Annotated in this window: 30 protein-coding genes; 18 read left to right on the top strand and 12 right to left on the bottom strand. The window is 62.1% G+C overall.

Translation table 11 applies throughout. The features are described 5' to 3' along the window. Positions 1–150: 150 nt before the first annotated feature. Genes D3227_RS04875 through D3227_RS04885 form a run of 3 tightly spaced genes read left to right on the top strand, consistent with a single transcriptional unit; the run spans position 151 to position 1,047 of the window. Positions 151–537, top strand: a complete 387-nt coding sequence (locus D3227_RS04875; protein ID WP_120012971.1) for a DUF1515 family protein — start codon at positions 151–153, stop codon at positions 535–537. 55 nt (positions 538–592) lie between these two features. After that, complete coding sequence (locus D3227_RS04880) at positions 593–814, top strand: hypothetical protein (RefSeq protein ID WP_120012972.1); 222 nt, start codon at positions 593–595, stop codon at positions 812–814. Further along, positions 811–1,047: a hypothetical protein gene (locus D3227_RS04885; RefSeq protein ID WP_120012973.1), complete on the top strand. Its 237-nt coding sequence runs from the start codon at positions 811–813 to the stop codon at positions 1,045–1,047. Before D3227_RS04880 ends, D3227_RS04885 begins: the two co-directional genes overlap by 4 nt. Before the next feature lie 108 nt (positions 1,048–1,155). On the opposite strand, the gene D3227_RS04890 is transcribed toward D3227_RS04885, so the two are convergent. The 8 genes from D3227_RS04890 to D3227_RS04925 all read right to left on the bottom strand — a co-directional run bounded on the left by D3227_RS04890 (position 1,156) and on the right by D3227_RS04925 (position 5,639). Beyond that, a complete protein-coding gene (locus tag D3227_RS04890; protein WP_147377575.1) occupies positions 1,156–1,494 on the bottom strand; it encodes a transcriptional regulator in 339 nt (112 codons plus the stop codon). Positions 1,495–1,606: 112 nt separating this feature from the next. Then, entirely contained in the window at positions 1,607–1,960 is a 354-nt protein-coding gene (locus D3227_RS04895; protein WP_147377576.1) for a hypothetical protein, read from the bottom strand. Positions 1,961–2,017: 57 nt separating this feature from the next. Then, positions 2,018–2,410, bottom strand: a complete 393-nt coding sequence (locus D3227_RS42170) for a hypothetical protein (protein WP_208646338.1) — start codon at positions 2,408–2,410, stop codon at positions 2,018–2,020. Then, positions 2,410–2,613, bottom strand: coding sequence for a hypothetical protein (locus tag D3227_RS04905; protein ID WP_120012976.1), 204 nt, complete (start codon positions 2,611–2,613; stop codon positions 2,410–2,412). The genes D3227_RS42170 and D3227_RS04905 overlap by 1 nt, the downstream gene beginning before the upstream one ends. Next, positions 2,610–3,539, bottom strand: coding sequence for a recombinase RecT (locus tag D3227_RS04910; RefSeq protein WP_120012977.1), 930 nt, complete (start codon positions 3,537–3,539; stop codon positions 2,610–2,612). Before D3227_RS04910 ends, D3227_RS04905 begins: the two co-directional genes overlap by 4 nt. Next, entirely contained in the window at positions 3,508–3,708 is a 201-nt protein-coding gene (locus D3227_RS04915) for a hypothetical protein (protein ID WP_120012978.1), read from the bottom strand. The genes D3227_RS04910 and D3227_RS04915 overlap by 32 nt, the downstream gene beginning before the upstream one ends. Beyond that, positions 3,708–4,568 (bottom strand): PD-(D/E)XK nuclease-like domain-containing protein, encoded by an 861-nt coding sequence (locus D3227_RS04920; protein WP_167480594.1) that lies wholly within the window; start codon positions 4,566–4,568, stop codon positions 3,708–3,710. The genes D3227_RS04915 and D3227_RS04920 overlap by 1 nt, the downstream gene beginning before the upstream one ends. A gap of 432 nt (positions 4,569–5,000) precedes the next feature. Next, the gene (locus D3227_RS04925; RefSeq protein WP_245451643.1) at positions 5,001–5,639 is read right to left on the bottom strand and encodes a helix-turn-helix domain-containing protein; all 639 of its coding nucleotides are present in this window, start codon (positions 5,637–5,639) and stop codon (positions 5,001–5,003) included. A 242-nt stretch (positions 5,640–5,881) separates the two neighbouring features. Here D3227_RS04925 and D3227_RS04930 point away from each other — a divergent pair, with 242 nt between their 5' ends. The 12 genes from D3227_RS04930 (at position 5,882) to D3227_RS04985 (ending at position 13,521) form a co-directional block, all read left to right on the top strand. Continuing rightward, positions 5,882–6,073 (top strand): hypothetical protein, encoded by a 192-nt coding sequence (locus D3227_RS04930; RefSeq protein ID WP_245451644.1) that lies wholly within the window; start codon positions 5,882–5,884, stop codon positions 6,071–6,073. After that, positions 6,070–6,288: a hypothetical protein gene (locus tag D3227_RS04935; protein ID WP_120012981.1), complete on the top strand. Its 219-nt coding sequence runs from the start codon at positions 6,070–6,072 to the stop codon at positions 6,286–6,288. The genes D3227_RS04930 and D3227_RS04935 overlap by 4 nt, the downstream gene beginning before the upstream one ends. Before the next feature lies 1 nt (position 6,289). Further along, on the top strand, positions 6,290–6,583 hold the full coding sequence (locus tag D3227_RS04940; protein ID WP_120012982.1) for a hypothetical protein: 294 nt from the start codon (positions 6,290–6,292) through the stop codon (positions 6,581–6,583). Next, positions 6,583–8,064, top strand: coding sequence for a DEAD/DEAH box helicase (locus tag D3227_RS04945; RefSeq protein WP_120012983.1), 1,482 nt, complete (start codon positions 6,583–6,585; stop codon positions 8,062–8,064). Before D3227_RS04940 ends, D3227_RS04945 begins: the two co-directional genes overlap by 1 nt. Beyond that, a complete protein-coding gene (locus D3227_RS04950) occupies positions 8,061–8,411 on the top strand; it encodes a hypothetical protein (protein WP_120012984.1) in 351 nt (116 codons plus the stop codon). Before D3227_RS04945 ends, D3227_RS04950 begins: the two co-directional genes overlap by 4 nt. A 1-nt stretch (position 8,412) precedes the next feature. Continuing rightward, entirely contained in the window at positions 8,413–8,913 is a 501-nt protein-coding gene (gene ssb / locus D3227_RS04955; protein ID WP_120012985.1) for a single-stranded DNA-binding protein, read from the top strand. A gap of 9 nt (positions 8,914–8,922) precedes the next feature. Next, a complete protein-coding gene (locus D3227_RS04960; RefSeq protein ID WP_120013069.1) occupies positions 8,923–9,276 on the top strand; it encodes a DUF4031 domain-containing protein in 354 nt (117 codons plus the stop codon). Next, positions 9,276–9,668, top strand: coding sequence for a VRR-NUC domain-containing protein (locus tag D3227_RS04965; protein WP_120012986.1), 393 nt, complete (start codon positions 9,276–9,278; stop codon positions 9,666–9,668). The genes D3227_RS04960 and D3227_RS04965 overlap by 1 nt, the downstream gene beginning before the upstream one ends. Before the next feature lie 103 nt (positions 9,669–9,771). Then, a complete protein-coding gene (locus D3227_RS04970; protein ID WP_120012987.1) occupies positions 9,772–10,644 on the top strand; it encodes a CHC2 zinc finger domain-containing protein in 873 nt (290 codons plus the stop codon). After that, positions 10,641–10,973, top strand: coding sequence for a winged helix-turn-helix domain-containing protein (locus tag D3227_RS04975; RefSeq protein WP_120012988.1), 333 nt, complete (start codon positions 10,641–10,643; stop codon positions 10,971–10,973). Before D3227_RS04970 ends, D3227_RS04975 begins: the two co-directional genes overlap by 4 nt. Then, positions 10,970–12,484, top strand: a complete 1,515-nt coding sequence (locus D3227_RS04980) for a virulence-associated E family protein (RefSeq protein WP_120012989.1) — start codon at positions 10,970–10,972, stop codon at positions 12,482–12,484. The genes D3227_RS04975 and D3227_RS04980 overlap by 4 nt, the downstream gene beginning before the upstream one ends. A 185-nt stretch (positions 12,485–12,669) precedes the next feature. Continuing rightward, the gene (locus D3227_RS04985; RefSeq protein WP_167480595.1) at positions 12,670–13,521 is read left to right on the top strand and encodes a glycoside hydrolase family 108 protein; all 852 of its coding nucleotides are present in this window, start codon (positions 12,670–12,672) and stop codon (positions 13,519–13,521) included. Between the two features lie 65 nt (positions 13,522–13,586). On the opposite strand, the gene D3227_RS04990 is transcribed toward D3227_RS04985, so the two are convergent. Next, positions 13,587–14,681 (bottom strand): site-specific integrase, encoded by a 1,095-nt coding sequence (locus tag D3227_RS04990; protein WP_120012991.1) that lies wholly within the window; start codon positions 14,679–14,681, stop codon positions 13,587–13,589. A 143-nt stretch (positions 14,682–14,824) separates the two neighbouring features. Between D3227_RS04990 and D3227_RS04995 the strand changes: the two genes are divergently transcribed. Then, positions 14,825–15,634: a phosphate/phosphite/phosphonate ABC transporter substrate-binding protein gene (locus D3227_RS04995; RefSeq protein WP_120012992.1), complete on the top strand. Its 810-nt coding sequence runs from the start codon at positions 14,825–14,827 to the stop codon at positions 15,632–15,634. Between the two features lie 2 nt (positions 15,635–15,636). Here the strand turns inward: D3227_RS04995 and D3227_RS05000 are convergent, their stop codons facing one another. The 3 genes from D3227_RS05000 to D3227_RS05010 all read right to left on the bottom strand — a co-directional run bounded on the left by D3227_RS05000 (position 15,637) and on the right by D3227_RS05010 (position 21,245). Beyond that, entirely contained in the window at positions 15,637–16,992 is a 1,356-nt protein-coding gene (locus D3227_RS05000) for a M24 family metallopeptidase (protein ID WP_120012993.1), read from the bottom strand. Positions 16,993–17,001: 9 nt separating this feature from the next. Further along, positions 17,002–19,572 (bottom strand): GcvT family protein, encoded by a 2,571-nt coding sequence (locus tag D3227_RS05005; protein ID WP_120012994.1) that lies wholly within the window; start codon positions 19,570–19,572, stop codon positions 17,002–17,004. 95 nt (positions 19,573–19,667) lie between these two features. Beyond that, positions 19,668–21,245 carry a trimethylamine methyltransferase family protein gene (locus D3227_RS05010; RefSeq protein ID WP_120013070.1) on the bottom strand — a complete coding sequence of 526 codons (1,578 nt, stop codon included), beginning with the start codon at positions 21,243–21,245 and terminating at the stop codon, positions 19,668–19,670. 242 nt (positions 21,246–21,487) lie between these two features. Between D3227_RS05010 and D3227_RS05015 the strand changes: the two genes are divergently transcribed. Both D3227_RS05015 and D3227_RS05020 read left to right on the top strand, forming a co-directional pair. After that, positions 21,488–22,663 carry an MFS transporter gene (locus tag D3227_RS05015; RefSeq protein ID WP_120012995.1) on the top strand — a complete coding sequence of 392 codons (1,176 nt, stop codon included), beginning with the start codon at positions 21,488–21,490 and terminating at the stop codon, positions 22,661–22,663. A gap of 75 nt (positions 22,664–22,738) precedes the next feature. Beyond that, a complete protein-coding gene (locus D3227_RS05020) occupies positions 22,739–23,899 on the top strand; it encodes an MFS transporter (RefSeq protein WP_120012996.1) in 1,161 nt (386 codons plus the stop codon). The last annotated feature ends 94 nt before the right edge of the window (positions 23,900–23,993 follow it).

Raw genomic sequence — 23,993 nt, forward strand, 5'->3', positions numbered from 1 at the left:
CCGGCACCGAGCCCGACGCCGATGGGCCGTCCGGCTAATGAAGTCCCGCCGCTGGAGCCCGGCCATCCCGTCTTCGCGCGGGCGTTGCCGTTTATCAGGTCAACCTTTCGCCTCTAAGGCTTTCAAAACGGCGGCGCGAGGTTTGGGCTTTTGGCTTCCCTGGAAGATATTTTCCTGGCCCTAGGGCGCGTTCAAGAAGGCGTTGAGCAATTGCGCGATGACTTCAAGGAAGAAAAGCGCAGCGCCCACGAAAGCCGCACATCGATACACCGCCGCCTTGACGAACATGCGACAGAGATAGCTAGCCTGCGAACCGATGTCACAATTGCCGGCAAGATTGAGGCCCAGGTTCGAAACGAGTTGAAGGCGCTCAACGAGAAAGTCGATCCCTCGCTTGAGGATTGGAAGCGCATGAAGTCCCTAGGGATCGGGATAGCGGGGCTCCTGGCCGTTGGCGGGCTCTCCTTCGGCGCATTTCTCATGTGGGCCGGTGATGCCGCTGTGACGGCGGTTCGGCATTGGCTGCGGATCACCTGATTTCTCGCTGCAACTCTTGCCGGTGAATGGTCTTCCGTCCAACCGGAGACCTCCCATGATCAAGACCTTGCGCCGCTGGCGCACCTGGATTTTCAACATCCTCGCCGCCGTCGCCCTCGCTCTGCCGGAAATCCTGCAACAGCTTGGCGGCGTCTATTGGGGCGACATCATCCCGCCGAAGTACCTCCCGTACTTCACGATCGCCGTTGTCCTGGCCAACATCTGGATGCGCCCGCGCGCCGCCGTGCTGCCGGATGATGACGAGGCGAACAGGTGACCGCGCTGCTGTGGAAGCTCGGGACGGCGACGGCGATCTGCGCGGCGCTGTTCCTCGGCGGATACGCCAAGGGCCGCTCTGACGGGCGCGTGGCTGTCCTGGCGGACACGGTGAAGGCTTACAAGAAAAGGACTGATGTCGATGCGACAGTTCGGAATATGGATGCTTCTGCTTTGTGCGTCGAGCTTGGCGGGCTGCCAGACGACTGCAAGCAATTGCGCGGGGTGGAATAAGATTCCCGTGAAACCGGCGACAGCCGTCTATCTGGCCGGCAATGACGTTGCCGCAGGGCAGGGGATCGCGGGTCATAATCGGTTCGGCGTCTCGCAAGGCTGTTGGAACTAGCGGCGGCGCAATCCGGCTGCATTCGTAGTCAGCACATCACCGCGCGGCAAAGAGCCCTTGTCAAACAGATTGGCGAGGGCTTTTTTCGGCGGCATGTAGGAACGCCGGCCTGGCCGCTGGGCTTCGTCCTCGATCTGATATTGCAATTCGAGGCGGCACATTTCCGACCACAGGCCAAGCAGCTTCGCCTGATCGCGCTCGCGGCGCATGGCACGGAATAAATCGTAAAGCTCAGCGCCGCGTTTCATCCGTCGATTGTTGAACGTCAGACGGCAGGATGAGCAACAGAACTCGCGGCCGGGCTTGCGGTCATTCCAGAGCTTGCCGCATTCCAAGCAGCCTTTGTGTGTCACGACCATGTGTTGCGCTCCTGATGCGAAAAGGGCCACGGCGTTTAAACGCTTCGTGGCCCTTGATAGCAACATGTTGCGATTATCGCAACAGCAATTATGCAGCTTTGGACTTTTTGTCCTTCTTCAAGAATTCCGGGACATCGGCGTCACTGGCGGTCTCGGTCGCTGGCTTCGCGCTTGCGGCCTCGCTGGCGGTCGTTGTGGCCGGGGCCTGTCCGCCTTGCTCGCTGGCCGTACCCTGGCCCTGCTCGCCCTCGGTCGAGGGTTCCTGCGTGGTCTGCGTCTGATCCTCGATCCGGCGCGTCTTCTGCTCGGTCTTCACCTCTTCGACGGTCGACGCCTGCAACAGCGCCGAATAGTCGCCGGTCTCGTGCGCTGTCTTCACGATGCTAAGCGCGGCGAACTGCTCATCAATTGTCCTGCCGGTCGGCAGGAACGCCTTGATCACGATTGCTATTCCAGTCTGGTTTGCCATGTGGATGATCTCCGTTGCTGGCGTGGGTGGTTACTTGGCGATGAAGGCGCGGACAGCTGCGTCCTTGGCCTCCAGGAGCTTGCGAAGCGCAACGGTGCGCTCGGGATTGCGCGGCAGGGTCTTGACCATGTTTTCGGCCATAGCGCCGAACGGGCGGCTGACTTCCTTCATCGTCGGCGGAAGATGGTCATAGGCGAAGAACTGCAAGATGTTCTCTTGCGGTGCGGCAGGCTTAGCCTCCGCGAGAGGGTGCTCGCGTTCCTCAACTAGGTCGAAAGGGCTGCTCTCTCCGTCCGCATGGTAGCTCCCGGATTTGGTGTAGGTCCGACCAAGCCAGAAATACGTTCCGTCTGGACCGGCGCGAACAGGACCGACAACGCCGCCTGTTCGGGTCGTGTAGAACTTGCCGTCTTCAATCTGCATCATTTGCCCCTGAGTATTTGCGACGTGGCCTTGATCTTGTGGTGCGCAAGGATGGTCGCGGTTTCGTCGTTGTGATCCTGGCCGGCGATGCTTTCGAGTTCGCCGGCAAGGCGCTTGAGTTCGGCGGCGGCAAGGGAGAGATCATCCTTGCCGCGCGTCCTGATTTCCACGCGGGAAAATCCGGGGATGGTGACGACGCTCATATGTCGTCCCCGGGCCTCTGATCGGGGCCGTCATAGTCCATGATCTCGCCCGTCTCGGGATCATAGTCATCGCCGCCGCCCTGTTTCGGCTGGCTCTCCTGCGGCTTTGCAGCCTGTTTTGCCTGCTGCTTGGGCGTCACGTCCTTGAGAGCCGCCGCCGCGCCGCCGCGCTTCTTGGCGGTCGAGGCAAGGGCGCTGCCGGCCGGTGCGGGTTCTGCTTCGATGTCGAACGTGTAATCTTCATCGATCCGCTCGGCGGCTTGCTGCAAGCGATCGTCGCGGTCGCTGCTGGCCGGCAGATATTTGGACAGGCGGCGGAACACCGTCTTGCGCGCCATTTCGCTCCAGTCGGTCGCCCAGGGCGTCGACTTGATCTTGCCCGCCTTGTGCGCCCGCCATGCGTCGGATCGGTCGCGAATGCGGTTCACGTCCGAGACCGTCATAACCTCATGAACAATGCCGCCGTCTTTGAATACCGCGAGGGCATAGACGGCATAGACTTCGCCGCGATCTGACTTGAGGTCGATCTTGTGAATGATCGGTTCTGCCGATCGCGTCGGCTGATAGTCGAACAGGTCGTTTTCGCGGATCGCTTCGACAACGAGGCTTTTGATCGCGCCGCTGTTGTAAGCGAGTTTGAGAAGCCCGCGCATCATCGGCCGATATTGAACGTCGCCGTTGTTGTCGATGACAAGCGCGGCCTCGCGCCCGTCCAGGATAAGGCCGTCCGATGCCGCCTTGGTGCACGCGGCGAGCAAGGATTGCGGGTTGCGCACCTTGTCGATGTTGCGGGTGAGGGCGATAGCCGTTTGCGTGGTGCGAACGAATTTGTCGGCGCTGATGTGGCCTGGCAGGGCCTTGCCGAACTCCGCGCCCATTTTGGCGATGTTCTGCTTAAGCGCGGGGAGGGTTGCGATCTGGTTCATTGATCTCTCTCAGGAGGGTTGCGGCGCGATCCTTGACCGTGCCGTTGGCTTTCGTGGTGACTTGCTCAAGCACCTTCGGGACGATGGCGCGGTCTCTGCTCGGATCGGCGCGGCGATAGAAGTACGCCGCGCACCAGAAATTTCGGGTCCGGTCGGCGAGGTTCAGCATCAAGCCGCTTCCTCGCCGTCGATGCCCGGCGCTTCGGTGAGCCGGTAGGCCCAGCGCTTAAACGAAAGCTCCTGGACGCCTTCACCGTATGCCGGCCAATGGTTGGCCTTGACGCATTCGCCGTAGGTGTCGAGCGCCTTGCGCATGATCGCGCGGCCTTCGTCCACGATGGACGGCGGAAGCTCGTAGACTGCGAACGCATAGGGCGGCTCCTTCTCGAAAACGAGAAAGGCGAACCAATCGACGTTGCGGCCCAAGACGCGCCAGCCGTCCGAATAGTGGGCTTCCTGTGCATGATAGCCATAGTTGACGACTGCACGGGCGAAGGCGTCGGGGTGCGCCGATCTGGCCGACTTAACGTCCAGGATGCCGGCGAGATCGCTTCGGTACAGGTCGGGCCGGCAACGGCATATCTGGCCGGTGGCGGGGTCGATCCAGTACCCCGACGCCTCGATCTCAGGCTTGCCGCCTGTGATGATGGAATTGATCCGCTGGTCAGCATGAACGGTGTCGCGGATTGCAAGGACGCCGTCATAGTCACCGGACGTGAGCAACAGCTTGCCCTCGGCGGCGCAAACCTCGGCAAGGTCTTTCCATTTGTTGCCGCGCCGATCATCGGGACCGCGAACAACGTTGGCCTCGAATAGATCGGGCTGGAGTACTGCGAGGTGACAGGCTTCGCCGAAGTCGAAAGCCTTGGTGGTCTCGCGCTCGCTGAATTTGTAGTGAGCCGGCGATTGCGTCTCGATAGTCCAGAGACCGGACTTAGAGATGCCGGGGCCGGCGTGATAATCCTCATTCGGGATACCGTGATAGACGCCCGCCTTGAAACCCTTCGGGATGGTGACGATCTGGTTCACCGCTGTTGCTCCTAGTGTTGTTTCTGTTGCTAAGACCACAACGATATGCGCAACAGCCAGCAACAGTCAATAGGCTGGATTTCAGAATTTCAGGATTTTTATGATTGACGAGTGTGGCGATCTGTGCGTAATTCGCAACAGTCGTTCACCTCCTCCCGAGCGGCCCACTCACGCCCGACGCATCACCTCCCTGCGTCGGGCGTTTTTTTGGCCTGTTCACAGGCTCAACTGTCTCGCAGTCAGATTGATCGCGTAGGGCTCTCACAACGGAAGGGAAATCAATGCGGATGGATCACGCCTTGTACACGCTCGCTGCGCTCGCACTGAGGCGACCCGTCTACACTGCCGGCTATTTCGACCCTGGGCGATCTTTCGCCTGATCAATTGGCTGTGATTTTGAAGTGAAGAGCCCGCCGATCTGGCGGGCTTTTCTTATGGGATCATCACCAGCACGGGCGTTGCCGCCTCTAGCAGAACGTCCCTAGCTTCGCCGGTTGCGCAAATCACATGGGCCTCGCCAGTTTTCCTTGCGCGTTCGACCTTGCCGAAGAACTGTTCTCCGTCTCTTGTCCGACAAATAGACAGGACGCCAATCGCTGCCGGGTCAACGCTGTCCGAATGTCGAAACAGCACGACAGCATCATCCATAACCGATAGCGGGCCGGTCAGGGCTCGTATCTGCGCCCCGATGATTCGGCTGTTGCCATGAACCGTGATCGACGCTTGGGCGCGCTCGATCACCGCTTGCGGCAATGGCTTAGGGTCCGCGAGCTTTTCCATGATGCCGCGTTCGTCAATGATCGCGGCAAGCAATATGCTTGTAGATTGCTGATCCAGGTCAATCGAAACGCCTGAATGAACTAGAACTTCGCTGATGGGCGCGCCTAGAAATCGTGCGATTTCGTTGGCTTCTTCCATCTTCATCTTGCGTTGTCCTGACAGCATCCGCGAAACAGCGGACGCATCAACACCAAGATGCCGTGCCAAGCCGCGAACGGACTTGCCCCCTTCTGCCAGCTTTTCGATGAACCAATCTTTATCGATGACTGGACGCTCCATAGTCTTTTGCATGCACTTTTCCGTATGCGAGATTGATAATCCCGCCGCATTGATACCGTTGCACCTTTCGCAACAAACGGCAAGACGGGCAAGGGAGGTAGCCCGGTATGAGCCGTTTTGGTTAATCCAGCTTTTTTGGTTAACCCGGTGTTGAGATGCCTTGACGATGTGAAAATCGCAACGTACTGTTGTGAAACATGCATCAAAAGGAGACACCTCACTTGGCGGAACCATGCAAAACTCCGTGGCAGAAAGTGCATGCGAAATTCGGCATGTCGCCGTCTCAGTTCGCGCGTGTCCTCAATCGGCACAGGTCCAAGATCAGCCGCGCGCTTAGCGACGAGAAAGGGCTGATCAGCGGCAAGGATCAGGAATTGATCATTCAAGCCGCCGCTGACCATAAGGTTCCGCTCACCTCTGACGATCTGACGCCGGAAGTTCAATGACCGGCGACACCAGGCCCATGACCATCGGGCAGCAGGCGGAATTCATCGATCAGATAGCCGCCCGTTGCGTTATGCGCGACGGCTCCGACGCGGTCGAGACGCACATGACGGTCACCAAGAAGGAAGCCGAGGATTTGCGCCTGATCGCCGCCCGGCTGCGCCGCATTGCGCCGCATGAGGACGCGATCAAGCACATGGTTACGGGGAGGCGGTAACGTGGGATTTTTCAAGCAAGTCGAGGGTGAGGCGGCGATCGTCGTCATCAAAGGCGTTTACAAGCAAGTCGATCTCTATGAGCGCGACGGCTTCCTATACGCAAAAACGGCGGGCGGCTTTGTCCGGTTGATGGCGGACGGCTCAACTACCAAAGACCGCATGCGCCTGGATCACATGTCCTGGAACGGCGCACTTTGCCGCGACGGCATGGGCCGGCTCTGCACGTCCGAGGCGTCGGGCGCGAAGTCGCTTGAAGCTCCCAAGGCGCAACTCCTGCTCGGCGCGCCAGACTGATGATCCAGCTTCGCCCTGATCAGGAAGACGTGCGGGCAAAGCTCCGGGTGGCGCTGCGTTCGTCGGCGGCCGTCCTGGTCTATGCGCCGACCGGCTTCGGCAAGACGGTGCTTGCGGCGGCGCTGATCAAGCTGATCATTGCGGCGGGCAAGCGCGTGATCTTCTGCGTTCACCGTGTCGATCTGATCACTCAAACGGCCAAGACCTTTGAGAAGTTCGGTATCCCGTTTTCCTACATCGCGGCCGGCTATCACTTCAACCCGTATCACAAGGTCTTCATCGCCTCTATCGCAACGCTGAAAAACCGGCTCGGGAAGATCCCCGCCGATTACATCATGGTGGATGAGGCGCACCTGAGTGCGGCGAGCGGATGGGCTGCGGTCGCTCTGCACTACAAGGAAATGCTCGCAAGGCTGATTGGCCTGACGGGATCGCCTGAGCGCCTGGATGGGAAGCCGCTCGGCGACGTGTGGGATACGATGGTCATGGGGCCGTCCGTCCGTTGGCTGATCGACAATGGGCACCTCTCGAAATATCGGGCCTTCGCTCCTGCCGGTCTTGATCTGTCGGGCGTTCACACGCGCAACGGCGACTATGTGGCATCGGAGATCGATGACTTAATGTCGGGCAGGGCGGTGCTGGCCGGCGCGGTGCGGCACTGGCGCAAGTTCGCGAGAGGCAAGCGCACCATTGCCTTTTCGCCGTCGATCATTCGAAGCGAGCAACTCGCAGCTGAGTTCCGCGCGAACGGTGTCATGGCCGTGGCGCTCGATGGCAACACGCCGCAAGAGGATCGCCGCTCGGCGTTCGTTGGCTTCGCCGACCGGCAAATTGATGTGATCGTGAATTGCGCGCTGTTCTGCGAGGGCTTCGATCTCGCCGCCCAGGTCGATCGCGACGTGACGATTGAGGCGGTGTTGCAATACTCGCCGACGCAATCGCTGGCGAAGCACCTACAACAACTCGGGCGCGGGCTGCGCAAGAAGCCAGAGCCGGCAATCCTTCTCGATCTGGTCGGCAACCTTGGCCGTCACGGGTTGCCGGATGAGGAGCGCGAATGGTCGCTTGAGGGGCGCAAGAAAGCGGATCGCGGCGAGGGCGTACTCATCTGCAAAGAGTGTTTCTATTCGCACGCGCCCGCTCCGCAATGCCCTGACTGCGGCTTTGTCTATCCGGTCAGAAAGAATGATGGCGCTGGCATGGGTCGCCTTCTCGATGAGGTCGAGGGCGAGCTTGAGGAGGTCGACCTTGAGACGGTTCGCCGTGAGCGGAAGCGGCGACACGATGAGGAAGCTCGCCAGTTGGCGGCTGATATCATCGACGGGCGAACCGACGATCTCGACGCCGGCATCAAGAAGCAGCTGAAAATCCTACTCGAAACGACAACGGCGAAAAGGTCGAAGTCGCCCGCGAAATGGGCGGCTCACGTTCTCACGGCGAGGCTTGCGAAAAAGGCGGAAAGGTACGGGGACCAACGATGATGATGAGCCATTCAACACTCAAACTTTCACCGATTAACTGCCCGTGCTGCCAACAGCACGTGGCGGTTCCTACGCTCGCGATCGTGGTTGACCGCTACAAGGTCACGCCGCTTGAGGCGCGCATTCTCGGTGCGGTCTGGAAGGGCAAGGGAATGCCCGTCATGACCGAAAGAATTTTTGACGCGATGTACGCTGATGACCCCGATGGCGGGCCGTCGCCGACGCGCATGTATGCCGCTTTCAAGGTGGCGCTCTGCCACCTTCGGGCTCGCTTGGCCGGGTCCGGTATCACCGTCGAAAACGTGGGGTATCGCCAAGGGTATCGCCTCATCCTGGGAGTTCATTGAAATGGCCGGCTCACTCAACAAGGTCACGCTGATTGGCAACCTCGGCGCTGATCCCGACATCAAGAATTTGAACAGCGGCAACTCTGTCGCGAACTTCTCGCTGGCCACGTCCGAAAGCTGGAAGGACAAGAACACGGGCGAAAAGAAAGAGGTGACGCAGTGGCATCGTTGCGTTGTCTGGAATGACGGCTTGATCGGCGTCATCGAAAAGTACGTCAAGAAGGGCAGCAAGGTCTACGTCGAGGGCGAGTTGCAAACCCGCACATGGGAAAAGGATGGCGTCACGCACTACGCGACTGAGGTTGTCCTGACCGGCTTCGACGCCAAGCTGATCCTTCTCGGCGATGGCGGCGGCGGTGCTCGCCCCGATCAGAACGGCAACACAGACAGGCCGGGCAACAAGGGCGGCGGCTACGGCGCGCAATCGGGCGGCGCGGCGCGGAACGGCGAGGGCTCTAACCAGTCTTCGTCGCGTCAGCTTGACGACGAAATCCCGTTCTGAGGTGCGATGATGGGCGTCTACGTTGACGACATGAAAGCGCCGTTCGGCAACATGGTTATGTGCCACATGTGGGCCGATACTGACGATGAGCTTTTGACGATGGCCGACAAGATCGGCGTCCAGAGGAAATGGATACAGGGGCATCAGACGCTTTCCTTTGGGAAGTATCGCAATGCCAGTTGGGTCCATTTCGATATTGCCATGAGCAAGCGAGCGCTCGCGGTGAAGGCCGGCGCAATCGAGACAGATAGGTTTGGCCCGCTGGAGCATACGGCCAAGCTTGCGATTGCTTCGGGCATACCGGAGCGGATCACCTATGGCGAGAAGCGGTTGGCGATGGTTGCCGACTGTCGGGCTCGCTGATGGCTGAGGGCGATCTCATGCGCCGGCTGCAAAAGCTCGCGTCCTCTCTCGGGGCGCGGCTTTTCAGGCAGCAAGTCGGCATGGCCTGGGTAGGCAAGGTCGAGCGCGGGCCGGGTCATTTCCGGCTTGCGGCCGGCGATGTCGTGATCCGCAACGCTCGCCCGTTCCATGCCGGGTTTGAAGGTATGTCCGATCTTGGCGGCTGGGTTCCTGTCGAGATCACTCACGACATGATCGGCTCAACCGTCGCCGTTTACGCTCAGGTCGAGGTGAAGGAAAACGGCAGGCCGACGAAGGAACAAACCGCGTGGGTCGATGCGGTCAACAATGCTGGCGGCAGGGCGGGTGTTGCCCGCAACGAAGCGGACCTAAATCAAATCCTCTGGCGCTGACCGCCTCCTAAGATTTTATGCAAATCGTCGGCAAGCTCTTGCGATTTGCTCAACGCTATGTTGTGATATTCGCAACAGGCAAATCAGTGTAGGGAATTGCAAAATGGCCAACGATGTCGAGCGCATACGGCGCGAGGTTTCCCTACCTGCCACGGCTGAAAGCTTCGGCGTCAGACTTGAGGAAGACGGCAAAGAGCGGGTGGCTTGCTGCCCGTTCCACGCCGACAACACCGCGTCTTTTACGATCTTCACGGGCAACGATCACGTCGAGCGCTTCCACTGCTTCGGCTGCGGTGAGCGTGGCGACGTGCTCGACTTTGTTCAAGGGATCAAGGGCGTCGATCTCAAGGAAGCGATCCGCATTCTCGGCGGCGGCAAGGCTGGCCCAAACATCACGCCGCGCAAGGTCGAGGCGAGGGACGTTTACGCGGGGATCGTGCCGCTACATCCTGCCGGTGAGATCGTCGTCGGGCGCAAGGTCACGCTCTACAACCCGAAGCGCGCCGACACTGACCGCGAATGGGGGTCGTTCGCCCCGTCGATGGTGTTCCCGTACTCCCGCGCAGATGGGTCGCTGATCGGCTATGTGCTGCGCCACGATCTACCAGACGGCGGCAAGGAAACGCCCATGGTGATGTGGGTGCGTCTGCCGAACGGCAAAGAATGCTGGTCCCGCTTCCCGTTTCCCAGGCCGCGCCCGCTCTACGGGCTTATGTCGCTTCGCGATGGGCAAGTGATCGTGGTCGAGGGCGAGAAATGCCGCGATAAGCTGGCGTCCGCCAGCGGGCGCAATGTCGTGACCTGGCCGGGGGGGACCTACGGGATTAACCATGTGGATTGGTCGCCGCTCGCCGGGCGCTCGGCGGTGATCTGGCCGGATGACGATGAGCCCGGCCTGAAGACTGCCGGCGAGATCGCCGGGCTCCTGACGGGGCTGGGCTGTTCGGTCAAGATGATGCTGAGGGCCGCACAATGAGCGCTTGTCCTTGCTGCGGCTTCCGTGAAGGAACCGGAAGCCCGGTCGAGATCGGGAAGACGATCCGTCTGACGCGCAAAGAGCGGGCGCTGTTCGCTATCTTCGCCGGCAACTTCGGCAAATTCCTTTCGGCGGGCGAGATCGTTGATGTGCTGTACGCCGACGATCCCGATGGCGGGCCTGAAATGGCAGAGAATAGCCTGTCAGTCGGCATGCGGAATTTCAAAGAGAAGATACGCGCTCGCGGTCTCGACATCGACGTGAAGCTTGGACGCGGCGGCGGTCGCCGCATGACTTGGGCCAAGACCGGGCGCGCTGCCAAGAAATGACTTATTCATTTTCAGATTGGCAGGAAGGCAAGCAGCCTAAGAAGGGGTGGGACTGCGCCGACGCGATCGATGACGGCTGGTCGAAGGATCAGCTTGACGCCTTCATGCGCGCTACCGCTCGGCCATGGTCGCCGCCGCAACAGAAACCGGCAGGCGAGGCCGCTGAGCGCGTTCCGCCCGCCGCCGGCCCTGCCAAGCCCGTTGCAGAGGCCCGCACGGTGGAGCAGGCCCAGCCCGCGACCGTGACCCAGCTGCACACGCGCAAGACGGTCAAGGCTGACGATAGCTGGCAGCTTGGCCTGATCTGCAATGAGGAAGGCAAGATCAAGCCGGGCGCTACCAAGAATTGGGCGCTGTTCCTCGAAAACCATCCCGAAACGGTCGACGTGTTCGCCTTCGATGCCTTCAAACTGCGCGTCATGCTGATGCGCGCGCCGCCGTGGGCGGGGAAGGGTTCGGCCTGGGAGCCGCGCGCCGTCCAGGATCGCGACTACAGCGAGGCGGTCATGTGGCTGGAAGGGCGGTACATGACGCCCAAGGCGTCGAACATAGCGGCGGTGATCCAGACCGTCGCGGAACATTCGAGCTTCGACCGGCTGACTGAATACCTTGAAGGCCTGGCCTGGGACGGCAAGCAGCGCGTGAAGCGGTTCGCCAACGATTACCTCGGGTGCCTCGGCGACACCTATGCGCCGATCGTGAGCGAACGTTGGCTGATCTCCAGCGTCGCGCGCGGGCTCAAGCCTGGCTGCAAGGTCGACACGATGCCGATCCTTGAAGGGCCGCAAGGCTTGCGCAAGTCGACTGCTATCAGGGCTCTTTATGGCGACGAGTTTTTTAGCGACAACCTGTCGGATATCGGCTCCAAAGACGCGATAATGGAACTGCAAGGCGTATGGGGTCTTGAGGTCGCTGAAATGCACCGCTTCTCAGCCGCCGAAACCAGCGCGGTCAAAAAATTCCTGCCTCGGCAGATTGACCGGTTCCGCCCGCCATATGGCCGGTCCGTCATTGAAGCGCCTCGCCGCGTGGTGATGGCCGGGACCATCAACCCGGAAGGCAATCCGTATCTGCATGATCCAACCGGTGCGCGCCGGTTCTGGCCGCTCGAATGCCGCAAGATCGATATCGACGCGATCCACCGCGACCGTGATCAGATTTGGGCTGAGGCTGTGGCGCTGTTCAAGAGCGGCGCGCAATGGTGGATCAAGGAAGACGAGACCCCGACAGTAGAGGCAGAGCAGGAAAAGCGCACCGATGTCGACGTATGGGTCAGCCACATCGCGCCGATGCTCAAGACAAGAACGTCAGTCACTCAGTTGGAAATTTTCGAGACGCTCGGCATCCTGAAAAAGGATGCTGACCGGCGTCATTCCGATCGCGTCGGGCGGATCATGAAAAAGCTTGGATGGCAAGCTGAGCGCGACCGCAAGGATGGCGAAGACAGGACGATCTACCGGAGCGGCAAGCCTGACTTGCTGACCTATGCCGACGAGAAAATGGATTGGTGAAATGAAAGAGCCGCGCCCGGCTCATTCCGGTCGCGGCCCCGTCACCGTGATTTGCCTCATTTCGCCGGGTTCATGGTCCCGATACCCCATGCGCGGCCCGACGCCGATCCCCTCGGACGATGACGGCCATTTTCAACCAATCTCTCACGATGCGATTGGCAAGGAGTTCCGCGCGGGGGTGTTCGATGCCGCCAACTATTGCCGGGGATAGTTGTCGAGCTTCACACCCAACGGGGATTGACACTATGGCGACTGGAAACCTGTCGAAATGCTTGCCCGTCTCTCTGGCCTACGAAGGCGGTTGGTCCGACAACAAGAAAGACCCAGGCGGCGCGACCATGAAGGGGATCACGCTCGGGACGTTCCGGCGATACAAGCCGGGCGCGAGCAAGACCCAGCTTCGCAACATCAGTCAGACCGATGTTGAATTCATCTACCGTGACGGCTTCTGGACGCCGATCCGTGGCGACGATCTGCCGTTCGGCGTCGATCTCGCGACTATGGATTATGGCATCAACTCGGGTCCGTCGCGTGCGGTGCGCGATTTGCAGCGCGTCGTCGGCGTCGCGGCCGATGGCAAGGTTGGCGCTGGCACGCTCAAGGCGCTGATCCTGGCCGACAAGAAAAAGACCATCCAGAAGTTTTGCGCCAAGCGGCTCAGCTTCATGCAAGGTCTAAAAATCTGGAACACGTTTAAACGCGGCTGGTCAGCGCGCGTTGCAGACGTTGAAGCCAAGGCCGTCGCCATGTGGCTCGCCAATTCAGGAACGAGTCCAGCGAGCCGCAAGATCGAGCTTGACGTTGAAGCCGACAAGGCGGCGGGCAAGGCTAAGACGCAGACCAATGGTGCGGGCGGCGCGGTGGCCGGTGGCACTGGCGCGAGCGGAACCGATGCCGTCATGAACAGCGGGCCGAACTGGTGGCTGATCGGTGTCATCGCGGCTGTCGTCGTGGTCGTTGTCGTGGTCTGCCTGGTCAAGGCCAATCAGCACAAGCAGCGCGCGGCGGCTTACAAATCGGTCGCAGCTGCGGTATAAATCGAATCGGGTGTAGCGCCCGTCCTGACCCGTGCAACCGGTCAAGAGGCCGAGGAATAGGATTGTCACCCCCGTTCCTCGGCCTTCTCTTTTTGGGGCGCGACGATCTCCAGCCATTTCCAGCCGGCGTATTTGTCAGAACGTTGCCTGATGTGCGTGTACCGTTTGAGATTTTGCCACGATCGATGCCCGCTGACGGCGGCGACGTGCGGGATATTCCAGCCGAGTTCAAATAGGCGGCTTATGCCTTCGTGTCTCAGGTCGTGAAACCTGAGGTCTTCGATCCCGTCCAGGATGGCGACGGCATCGCGCCAAGCAAAGCCGATCGTGTCGGGCTTGTACGGGAAGATCGGCCCATTTCCTCGCGGCATGCTCTGGATGATCGCCAGCGCCTCGGGCGGGAGGTCGCACCACGTATTGTTGCCTATCTTCTCGGTCGGGTTCTTCATGTCGCGGACCATGACGCGACTGTGCTCCTCGTCCAGGTCCGCCCATGTGATCCGGGTAATCTCCTCCTGGCGTCGGGTCGAGAAGATCGCGAAGGCGACAAGCTTCGTCATCGGGATCGCGGTCGCCTTCCGACCGGCAAAGTGCGTCATGAGCTTCTCGAGTTCATCGATCGTCGGGCGGCGGTCGCGGCTGTCTGAGCGGCCTGTGAGCCCAAGCCGGCGCGCCACGATAAGCGCGTCATCCATCGCTTGCCGGTCGAGCGGGTAGTTCCATGCCGGCCGCGCCACGGTGAAGACTTCGGACAGGTGGGAAAGATAGTTCCCGACCGTCTGCGGCTTGCGCGTCTTCGCAAGCTGGGTGGCGAACTGAACGATGTCGTGGCTGGCGATCTGGTCGCAGGGCTTGTTGGTTATCTCGAACTCCAGGATGGAATTGAGCACCTGGCCTTTCGTGCGCCCGATCTGTTTGACGCTTTCCGTCTTGTACTTCTTGATCGCCTGGGCGAGCGTCACGCTCGGCGTGTTCGCGCGCTCGATCTCGCCCGGCCTAGATAGCTCCTCTTCGCGCTTGGCGATCCATGCGTTCGCGGCCGGCCGGCGATCGAATGTCTTTGTCTCCCGGTGGGCGATCTTGCCCTTTTTCTTGAGGATGATTTTTGCCATAAAGGCGGTCGTGCCGTCGCCGCGACGGCGCTCAACGATCGTTCCCATTTCGGTATCACAAGGCTCCTGTCGGAATTACATTGTGATACTACCGGGTGAGAATGCGCGGCGATATGGTCGAATGCGCAACGATGCGCAACATGTAGCGCAACACTGCGCAACGGGCTTTTAAAGGGAAGTACACAAAATCAATGGCTTATGACGGCGGATTTATTGCGGCCTTGCCGATGTATGACTGGCCCGAAATGCGGGGCGAGGTCGACGCGCAATGGGCGTTGCTGCGCGACGCCTTCCGTAAGAAGGGCATCGATGCGCCCGAAACGCTTGCCCGCGTCAATGGCGACCTGCCGCCGGTGCCGGGTGGTATCCGCGACGCCGAGGGCAAGGTTATCGCGCCCGATCCGGTGACGCTGCCGCCGGACGAACTGGACTTTCACCGGCTCTGGCTGCACCCGGCGCTGCTATTCGGGCAGACCTGCTGGGGGCCGATGGACCGCGGCCTGTCCGCACATGTCCAGGTTGTCGCCCAGCCGAGCTACGATGCCTATGAAGGCGGGCAGGGCGAGCTCTATTCCAGCGCGCTGGTGATGCCGGCGGATGGCGGGCCATCGGTTGCGTCGCCGGTTGACGGTGCTCCGCTGATCCCGCTCGACCTCCTGCGCGGCAGGCGCTTCACCTTCAACGACACCGGTTCGATGTCCGGCTTCCTCGGACTGAAGCGCGATCTGGAGGCGATAGGTGAAAGCCTCGACCTCTTTGCTTCGCGCAGCCCGAGCGGCGGCCACCGGTCCTCGATCGTCGCCATCGCCGAAGGCAGGGCAGACATTGCGGCCATCGACTGCGAGAGTTGGGCGCTGGCGCAGCGCTTCGAGCCGGCGGCGCGGCAGGTGAAGGTCGTCGGCTGGACGGGCCGGCGCAAAGGCCTGCCGTTCATCACCGCCAGGACGACGCCGGAGAAGACGGTGGCCGCGCTAAGAGAGGCCGTCGCGGGTCTCGGATAGGCTCAGCCCAACAGGCGCTCGTCGAGCGGGTAGGTCGACAACTGCTCGTTGCCAGTCTCGGTGATCAGGATCTGCTCCTCGATCTTGACGCCCTCGTGCCCGCCCAGCCGGCCGATGTAGCTTTCGACGCACAGCACCATGCCGGGTTCGATCACGCCGTCCGGCGTATCCGCCGTCCAGTCGTTGGCATGCGGCAACGTCGGATATTCGTCGGCCAGACCGACGCCGTGATAGAGCACGCCATAGCGGGTTGGGAAGCAATCGCCCGGCGGCACCGCCGAGCGTTCGACGAGGTCGCGGAACGACGTGCCCGGCTGCATCAGCGTGGTGTTGTGGGCGATCTGGTCGGCTGCGATGCGGTAGAGATCGCGCTGCTCATTCGACGGTTTCTTATCGCCGCACAGCCAGGTGCGCGAGAGATCAGCGCAGAAGCCGTAAGGGCCGATCAGGTCGGTGTCGAAGGCGACAAGGTCGCCCGCTTCGATGATGCGCGACGAGCACTCCTGGAACCAGGGATTGGTGCGCGGTCCCGACGACAGCAACCGGGTCTCGATCCATTCGCCGCCGCGCGCAATGTTGCCGCGGTGCAGTTCGGCCCAGAGTTCGTTCTCGGAGACACCCGGCTTCAGCGCCTGCTCCATCTCGCCCATCGCCGCTTCGCAGGCGACGATGGCGCGGCGCATGGCGAGGATTTCGTCTGATGATTTGATCAGCCGCGCATTCTCCATCACCGCTTCGCCATTGCCGATCGTTATCCCGAGGCGGGCCAGTTCCTCGACGCCTTCCGGATTGATGTGGTCGACCGCGACGCGGCTGTTGCCGCCGCCATGTTCCTTCACCAGATCGGCGATGCTGCCGGCCCAGCGGCGGACTTTCAGTTCCGTCAGTTCACCGCTGTAGAGATATATCCACGACACGGCCGGACGCACCTCGTCGACGACGCCGGAATGGTCGGACAGGTGCTCGCAGGAGAAATAGTCGAACAGCACCACCGGGCCTTCGGCGGCGACGAAGCAGTGGCGGGTCGGGTTGTGCGCGACCCAGAGCTGCATGTTGGTCGAGTCGGTGGCGTAGCGGATGTTGACGGGGTCATAGAGCAAGGCTCCGGCATAGCCGCGGCGCTTCAGTTCGGCGCGTATGCGTTCGAGCCGGTATTTGCGCATCCCGGCCAAGTCTGGCGCGGCAATGCCTGCCGCTGCCCATTCGGCTTCTGCCACGGCGCCGTAGCCCAGCACATGCTGGTTGAGCAAAGCCGCCTTCTGGCGGGAGTCCTCGCGCAGTGCTTCGATCGAGCCGGGTTCGAACGGCATGATCTTGCGATGGCGGCCGAAGCTTCCCTTTGGCGCCGCGCTGTCCATGGTTGAACCTCAGGTCCGCATCTTCTCGCCGCTCGGATCGAAGGGCGCTTCGACATTGATGCGGGCCGGACGGCGATGGCCAAGGATCTCGATCTCGAACAATCTGGCGCTTTCATCCTCGGCGAGCGCCGCTGGCACGTAGCCTTGCGCCATCGACTTCTGCACGTAGTGCGCATAGCCGCCCGAGGTCACCCAGCCGACCACGCGCCAGTCGCCGTCGACGATGCCGCGCACAGCGGAAGCGCCCTCGGCGGCCTTCGAGCCACGCACTTCTTTGCCTGCCGTGTCGAAGCGCGGCGCGCCGTAGCCGTGCGGCTTTTCCACCGTGCCGTAATCCTTGCTGACCTTGGCCCAGATCGGCTCGTCGCCCATCACGTCGGCGTCCGCCGCATCGACAATGAAGGAAACGCGGCGCAGTTTTGGCCCTTCGGCATGTTCTTTCGCCGACGCCTCTCGGCCGATGAAGTCGTTCTTCTCCAGCTTGATGAAGCGATCCATCGAGCCTTCGAACGGTCCGTAGATCGGCCGCAACTCGCGGAACCAGGTCGGGAAGTTCTTTTCGAGGCGCATCGACAAAAGCGCGCGCATGCCGAAATCGACCAGACCGAATTCCTCGCCGGCGTCCTTGATCGCCTTGTAGACCAGGCGTTGGTAGGCCGGCGCCATCCAGATTTCGTAGCCGAGATCGCCGGTATAGGTGATGCGGTTGACCATGCAGGGCGCGCCGCCGACCGCCATTTCGCGGAAATCCATGAAGCGGAAGGCCTTGGTCGAGATGTCGGCATCGACCAGCTTCTGCAAAAGGTCGCGGGATTTCGGTCCGGCGATCGACAGGCCGACCAGCGTCTGGTCGAAGCGGTGGATGCGCACCGTTCCATCCTTCGGCAGATGCTTTTCGAACCAGCGCATGTGGTACTTTTGTGCGGCGGACGAACCCCAGATCATGAAACGGTCTTCACCCGCCTTGGCGATGGTGAAGTCGCCGATCAGCTTGCCGAATTCATTGACCATCGGCGTCAGCACGATGCGGCCGATCTTCGGCATGCGGTTGGTCATGAGACGGTTGAGGAAGTCCTCGGCCGCCGGTCCGGACACCTCGTATTTGGCGAAGTTGGCGATTTCGGTGACGCCGACGCGCTCGCGCGTGGCGCGCACTTCCTCGCCGATCGGACCGAAATCGTTCGAGCGATGGAACGAGACGATGTCCTTCGGCTCCTTGCCCTTGGGCGCGAACCAGAGCGGCGTTTCCAGACCCCAGCTGTCACCCATCACGGCGTTGTTGGCGAGCATCGTGTCGTAGAGCGGCGTCGTCTGCGCCGGACGGGCGGCCGGCAGCTCTTCGTTGGGGAAGCGGATCGAGAAACGGCGCGAATAGTTCTCGCGCACCTTGGCGTTGGTGTAGCGCAGGCTCGCCCATTCGCCGAAACGCGCCACGTCCATGCCCCAGACGTCGAAGCCGGGGTCGCCATGGACCATCCAGTTGGACAGCGCCAGACCGACGCCGCCGCCCTGGCTGAAGCCGGCCATGACGGCGCAGGCGCACCAGAAATTGGTCAGACCCTGCACCGGACCGACCAGCGGGTTGCCGTCGAGCGCGAAGGTAAAGGGGCCGTTGATGATCTGCTTGATGCCGGCCTTCTCGATGCCGGGGAAATGCTTGAAGCCGATCTCCAGCGACGGCGCGATGCGGTCGATGTCGGGCTGCAGCAGTTCATGGCCGAAATCCCACGGCGTGTTGACCGGCGACCATGGCTTGCAGGCTTTTTCGTAGGTGCCGAGCAGGATGCCGTTGCGCTCCTGGCGAGTGTAGATCTCGCCCTTGAAATCGAGCACGCCGATCATCTCGCGGCCGGTCGACTTGTTGAACTCCTCGACCTCCGGCATAGGCTCGGTGAGCAGGTACATGTGCTCCATGGCCAGCACCGGCAGCTCGACGCCGACCATGCGGCCGATCTCACGCGCCCAAAGGCCGCCGCAGTTGACGACATGCTCGGCCTTCACCGTGCCTTGCTCGGTGACGACGTTCCAGGTGCCGTCGACCTCCTGCGTCAGTTCGACGACGCGATTGCGCAGCACGATCTCGGCGCCGAGCTTTTTCGCCGCCTTGGAGTAGGCTATGGTAGTACCGGAGGGGTCGAGATGGCCTTCGACCGGATCCCACATGGCGCCGACGAAGTTGCTCTCGTCCATTAGCGGGAACATCGCCTTGGCTTCGGACGGCGTGATCAGTTCGGTGTCCATGCCGAGATAGCGACCCTTGGCGTGGGCCAGGCGCAGGAAGTCCATGCGCTCGGGCGTGTCGGCCATCATCACGCCACCGGTCAGGTGCAACGAGCAGGACTGGCCGGAGATCTCCTCGATTTCCTTGTAGAGCTGCACCGTATAGGCCTGCAGCTTAGCAACGTTGGGATCGCCGTTCAGCGTATGGAAGCCGCCCGCTGCATGCCAGGACGAGCCGGAGGTGAGCTCGGAGCGCTCGATCAGCATTATGTCGGTCCAGCCGGCCTTGGCGAGGTGGTAGAGCACCGAGCAGCCGACGACACCGCCGCCGATGACTACCGCTTTTACGTGAGATTTCATGAGGATAGATCCGTTTTTGCGTAAACTGAATCAGATGATTGGTCAGCGATGAGCCTGCGCCTCGACACGGAAGTCAACGCGCCGCTGCTCGTCGGTCAGAAATCGGTCGGCGCGCCGCCTTCGGCGCGGCGCTTGTCGACGAAATCGTTGAGCTCTTCGCGGATCGCCGGGTCGATGTAAGGCTCCTCATAGGAAGCCAGCCGCTCCTTCCAGACCTTGTTTGCCTTCTCGATCGCCGTCGGCGACCCGGCTTCCGCCCAGGTTTCGAAATTGCGCCAGTCGGAAATGATTGGCGAATAGAAGGCGGTCTTGTAACGGTCCTGCGTATGCTGGGTGCCGAAGAAATGGCCGCCCGGGCCGACCGACTGGATGGCGTCGAAGCCGAGCGCCTCCTCGGACAGGTCGAGCGGGGTGAGGAATTCGGCCACCATCTGCAGCAGGTCGATGTCGAGGATGGTCTTTTCGTAGGAGCAGCGCAGGCCGCCTTCGAGCCAGCCCGCCGCATGCATCATCAGATTGCCGCCGCCCTGGATGGCGCCCCACAGCGAGAACATGCTCTCATAGGCGGCCTGCGCGTCGACCGTGTTGGCAGCGCAGGTGTTGGAGGTGCGGTAGGGGATGTTATAGCGGCGAGCAAGCTGGCCGCCGACCAGCTGGGCCTTCATGTATTCGGGCGTGCCGAAGGCCGGCGCGCCGGATTTCATGTCGACATTGGAGGTGAAACCGCCATAGCCGACGGGCGCGCCCTTCTTCACCATCTGCGCGAAGGCGATGCCGGACAATGCCTCGGCATTCTGCTGCACCAGCGCGCCGGCGATGGTCACCGGGGCCATGGCGCCGGACAGGGTGAACGGCGTGACGACGACGACCTGGCCCTTGCTCGACATCTGGATGATGCCTTCCATCATCGGCACGTCGAGCTTGAGCGGCGAATTGGTGTTGATGATGGTGAAGACGGACGGTTCCTCGAGCAGCTGCTCGTGGCTGATGCCGCGCGCGATCCTGGCGATCTCGATGCCGTCGACATTGCGCTCCTTGCCGAGCGAATAGATGTGGAACACCTTGTCGGTGAGCAGGCTGAGGTCGCGGATACATTCGAGGTGGCGGACCGACGGGTGGATGTCGATCGGCTCGACCGGATAACCGCCGGTGCAGTTCAGGATGTTGTGCATCTGCGTCAGCCGCAGGAAGTTGCGGTAGTCCGCCTGGTTGCCCGGCCGGCGGCCGCGATCGATGTCTGAACAATTGGGCGCCGACGCCATCATCGAGATGATCAGATTGTTGCCGCCGAAGCGCACATTGTGTGCCGGGTTGCGGGCGTGAATGGTGAATTCCGGCGGGCAGTGCGAAACCAGCTCGAGGATCATGTCGCTGTCGAAGCGCACCCGCTCGCTGCCTTCGCGCACATCGGCGCCATGCGCCTTCATGATGCGGCGCGCCTCGTCATGCAGCACGTCGACGCCGATTTCCCGCAGTACCCGCAAGGAGGCGAGGTGGATCGATTCCAGCTCGTCGTCGGAGACCAGCTTGGTTGGCGTCAGCGGGTTTTTCAACTGACGAAAGGGCGGCTGCTCGAACGCCGCCGACCCACCGGCGCGCTTTCCCGCGCGGCCGCCGCGACGGGCGCGGTCAGTTGCCAATGCAGGTTCGGCGGGGTGAAGGGCGGCGGTCATGAAATGCCTCGTACGCTGCGATAATGCGGCGGCATAATGGACCGCCGGCTCGCCGGCCATTGCGGAGGCGGCGACCAGTAGGGCGAGGGAAGCGACATGCCGGAAGGGCAGCAGGATCAGCGGCGCCGCCTGGGTGACTTGGCGCAGCGGATTTGCCGGCGCGGCCCTTCCTTTTCCCGGATCGAACCGCTAGCCGGATAGCTTGCCGACCGCAGGGTGGGCATTTTCACACGGATGGCAGCATGGTCGCGACCGATTCGAGCGATGGCGAGGCGGCAACGCAATGGGCAGCGCTTGCCGGCGTCACCGCGGCGCTCGCCATGTTCGGCGCTGCGCAAGGGTTGAGCTATCCGCTGTTCACGCTCTTGATGCAGCGGCAAGGCATGTCGCCGGCGCTGATCGGTCTTTCCGCCGCGATGATGCCGGTTGGCCTGATTCTCTCGGCGTCGTTCGTGCCGGCGGCCGTGCGGCGCTTCGGGGCGCGCAATCTCGCCGTCGGCTGTTCGCTGGCCGGCGCGCTCTGCTTCCTGGCCATTGGCTATCTGCAGGATTGGGTCGCGTGGTTCGTCCTTCGCTTTCTCGTCGGCGTGGTTATCAACCCGCTCTATGTGCTCGGTGAAGTATGGGCACTGTCGCTGGCGCCGCCGTCGCGGCGTGGCCGGGTGATTGGCGTGTTCAACGCGCTGATGGGCGCCGGCTACGCGGCGGGACCACTGATCCTGATCACGGTCGGCGCATCTGGATGGCCTCCGTTCATCGCGGCGATTGCAGGCTTTGCGCTCTGCGCGCTGATCCTGCGCGCGGTGTCGTCGAAGCTGACCGGTTTCGAGGAAGACGGCCAGGCTTCCGGCGGCCTTGTCGGCTTCGCCAGGCTGGCGCCGGCGCTGCTGCTGGCGGTGCTGGTTTCGGCTGCGGTGCAGCAGAGCACCTATGCTTTGATTCCGGTCTTCGGCGCTGGGTATAATCTACCAGAGGCGAGACTGGCGGCGCTTGTGACCGCGCTGTCCGCCGGCAACATCCTGCTACAGATCCCGCTTGGGCTGATGGCCGAACGCTTCGGCGGGCGTGCGATGATCGTCTTTTGCGCCCTGGCGACGGCCGCTTGTGCGCTGTCGCTGCCCGTGCTGATCACGACGCCGCTGGTCTGGCCGGTGCTGGTGGTGATGGGCGCGGTCGGCTACGGCGTCTACACGATGGCGCTGGTCGAGCTCGGCAGCCGGTTCAGAGGAACAGCACTTGTCGCCGGCAACGCCGCCTTCGCGCTGATGTGGGGTGCCGGCGGCATTGTCGGCCCGCCCGGCGCAGGCTCCCTGATGCAGGTGATCGGCCCGCTCGGCCTGCCGGCGGTGATCGCCGGGCTCGATGCGGTGTTGATTGCCTTCGCGCTCTACAGATCTGCCAGGCGCAGGAGCTCCTGACAGGCTTTGGCTGGAGCAAGCGGTTTTCGGCGGCGGGGCTTACGGCCATAGAGGCGAACCGCTAAGGCTGCCCGCATGGATTTGGCGGAAACGAGCAGAGATGAGCCGATGCAGTGGGCAGCGATCACCGGCGTGATCGCGACCGTTTCGGTGTTCGCCATCGCGCAAGGGCTTTCCTATCCGCTGCTGAGCTTCATCCTGCAGCGCCAGGGCGTCTCGCCGGCCATGATCGGCCTTTCGGCGGCGATGACGCCGGTCGGCTTCATCCTCTCGTCGCCGATGATTCCGGCGCTGGCGCGGCGGTTCGGGGCAGGGCGTACAGCACTGATCTGCGCAGCACTTTCCGCGCTCGTGCTGGCACTGATCGGCTGGACGCAGAATGTCTATCTGTGGTTTCCGCTGCGCTTCCTGATCGGTGTGGTCACCAATCCGCTCTATGTTCTCAGCGAAATATGGGTGATCGCACTGGCGCCACCGTCGCGGCGCGGTCGCGTCATGGGTGTCTATTCGACGATCATTTCGGCCGGCTTCGCCGCCGGTCCGCTCTGCCTGCTTGCGGTCGGCACCGAAGGCTGGCCGCCGTTTCTGGTCGGCATCGCTGCCTTCGTCTTTTGCGGCGGCTGCCTGGCGCTGGTGCTGCCTCGGTTGCCTAAAGTCGACGAGGCCGGGCACCAGGTTTCGGTCATGGGGTTCATGCCGATGGCCTGGCTGCTGCTGTCGGCGGTCGTCGTGGCCGCAGGTTTCGAACAGGGCGTGCTGGCGCTGCTGCCGGTCTATGGGACCCATTACGGCATTACGGAAGCGCGCATGTCGGCGCTGCTGTCGATGATGATTGCCGGTAACATCGCCATGCAGGTGCCGCTCGGCCTGTTGGCGGAGCGGCTGACGGCACGGCTGGTGCGCTTCATCTGCGTGTCGCTGACAGTGCTGGGCTGTGCGCTGTTGACGCTGCTGATAGAGACGCCGCTGATTTGGCCGTGCGTCTTCATCTGGGGCGCGGTTTCCTACGGCATCTACACGATGTCGATCATCGAGCTCGGCGAGCGCTTCACCGGCTCGGCGCTGGTCGCCGGCAACGCCGCTTTCTCGCTGATGTGGGGCGTCGGCGGCATCCTCGTCCCGCCGCTCACCGGCGGCGTCATGGATGTGATCGGCGCATCCGGCCTGCCGCTGACGCTCGGTGTGATCTGCGCGGTGTTGGCGGTGGCTACGGTTCTGCGCCGGCGCATGGTGTGAGGCAATTCGGGCCGATGACCTGACGTCACCATCTTGAATGTAGGCGCCTGGGACGCGATGTAGGCAGGGCCGCCAGACATAGCTTGGAGACCAT

Origin of the sequence: Mesorhizobium waimense (assembly GCF_003601975.1) — a bacterium.
Classification (GTDB): domain Bacteria; phylum Pseudomonadota; class Alphaproteobacteria; order Rhizobiales; family Rhizobiaceae; genus Mesorhizobium; species Mesorhizobium waimense.

What these genes read in the sequence shown, in the direction of transcription:
- D3227_RS04915 (WP_120012978.1), bottom strand. Translation starts at nt 3,708, where the DNA reads ATGCTGAACCTCGCCGACCGGACCCGAAATTTCTGGTGCGCGGCGTAC.
- D3227_RS04960 (WP_120013069.1), top strand. Translation starts at nt 8,923, where the DNA reads ATGGGCGTCTACGTTGACGACATGAAAGCGCCGTTCGGCAACATGGTT.
- D3227_RS42170 (WP_208646338.1), bottom strand. Translation starts at nt 2,410, where the DNA reads ATGCAGATTGAAGACGGCAAGTTCTACACGACCCGAACAGGCGGCGTT.
- D3227_RS04880 (WP_120012972.1), top strand. Translation starts at nt 593, where the DNA reads ATGATCAAGACCTTGCGCCGCTGGCGCACCTGGATTTTCAACATCCTC.
- D3227_RS05020 (WP_120012996.1), top strand. Translation starts at nt 22,739, where the DNA reads ATGGATTTGGCGGAAACGAGCAGAGATGAGCCGATGCAGTGGGCAGCG.
- D3227_RS05015 (WP_120012995.1), top strand. Translation starts at nt 21,488, where the DNA reads ATGGTCGCGACCGATTCGAGCGATGGCGAGGCGGCAACGCAATGGGCA.
- D3227_RS04910 (WP_120012977.1), bottom strand. Translation starts at nt 3,539, where the DNA reads ATGAACCAGATCGCAACCCTCCCCGCGCTTAAGCAGAACATCGCCAAA.
- D3227_RS04975 (WP_120012988.1), top strand. Translation starts at nt 10,641, where the DNA reads ATGAGCGCTTGTCCTTGCTGCGGCTTCCGTGAAGGAACCGGAAGCCCG.
- D3227_RS05010 (WP_120013070.1), bottom strand. Translation starts at nt 21,245, where the DNA reads ATGACCGCCGCCCTTCACCCCGCCGAACCTGCATTGGCAACTGACCGC.
- D3227_RS04980 (WP_120012989.1), top strand. Translation starts at nt 10,970, where the DNA reads ATGACTTATTCATTTTCAGATTGGCAGGAAGGCAAGCAGCCTAAGAAG.
- D3227_RS04995 (WP_120012992.1), top strand. Translation starts at nt 14,825, where the DNA reads ATGGCTTATGACGGCGGATTTATTGCGGCCTTGCCGATGTATGACTGG.
- ssb (WP_120012985.1), top strand. Translation starts at nt 8,413, where the DNA reads ATGGCCGGCTCACTCAACAAGGTCACGCTGATTGGCAACCTCGGCGCT.
- D3227_RS04935 (WP_120012981.1), top strand. Translation starts at nt 6,070, where the DNA reads ATGACCGGCGACACCAGGCCCATGACCATCGGGCAGCAGGCGGAATTC.
- D3227_RS04990 (WP_120012991.1), bottom strand. Translation starts at nt 14,681, where the DNA reads ATGGGAACGATCGTTGAGCGCCGTCGCGGCGACGGCACGACCGCCTTT.
- D3227_RS05005 (WP_120012994.1), bottom strand. Translation starts at nt 19,572, where the DNA reads ATGAAATCTCACGTAAAAGCGGTAGTCATCGGCGGCGGTGTCGTCGGC.
- D3227_RS04950 (WP_120012984.1), top strand. Translation starts at nt 8,061, where the DNA reads ATGATGATGAGCCATTCAACACTCAAACTTTCACCGATTAACTGCCCG.
- D3227_RS04945 (WP_120012983.1), top strand. Translation starts at nt 6,583, where the DNA reads ATGATCCAGCTTCGCCCTGATCAGGAAGACGTGCGGGCAAAGCTCCGG.
- D3227_RS04925 (WP_245451643.1), bottom strand. Translation starts at nt 5,639, where the DNA reads ATGCAAAAGACTATGGAGCGTCCAGTCATCGATAAAGATTGGTTCATC.
- D3227_RS05000 (WP_120012993.1), bottom strand. Translation starts at nt 16,992, where the DNA reads ATGGACAGCGCGGCGCCAAAGGGAAGCTTCGGCCGCCATCGCAAGATC.
- D3227_RS04965 (WP_120012986.1), top strand. Translation starts at nt 9,276, where the DNA reads ATGGCTGAGGGCGATCTCATGCGCCGGCTGCAAAAGCTCGCGTCCTCT.
- D3227_RS04970 (WP_120012987.1), top strand. Translation starts at nt 9,772, where the DNA reads ATGGCCAACGATGTCGAGCGCATACGGCGCGAGGTTTCCCTACCTGCC.
- D3227_RS04905 (WP_120012976.1), bottom strand. Translation starts at nt 2,613, where the DNA reads ATGAGCGTCGTCACCATCCCCGGATTTTCCCGCGTGGAAATCAGGACG.
- D3227_RS04985 (WP_167480595.1), top strand. Translation starts at nt 12,670, where the DNA reads ATGCCGCCAACTATTGCCGGGGATAGTTGTCGAGCTTCACACCCAACG.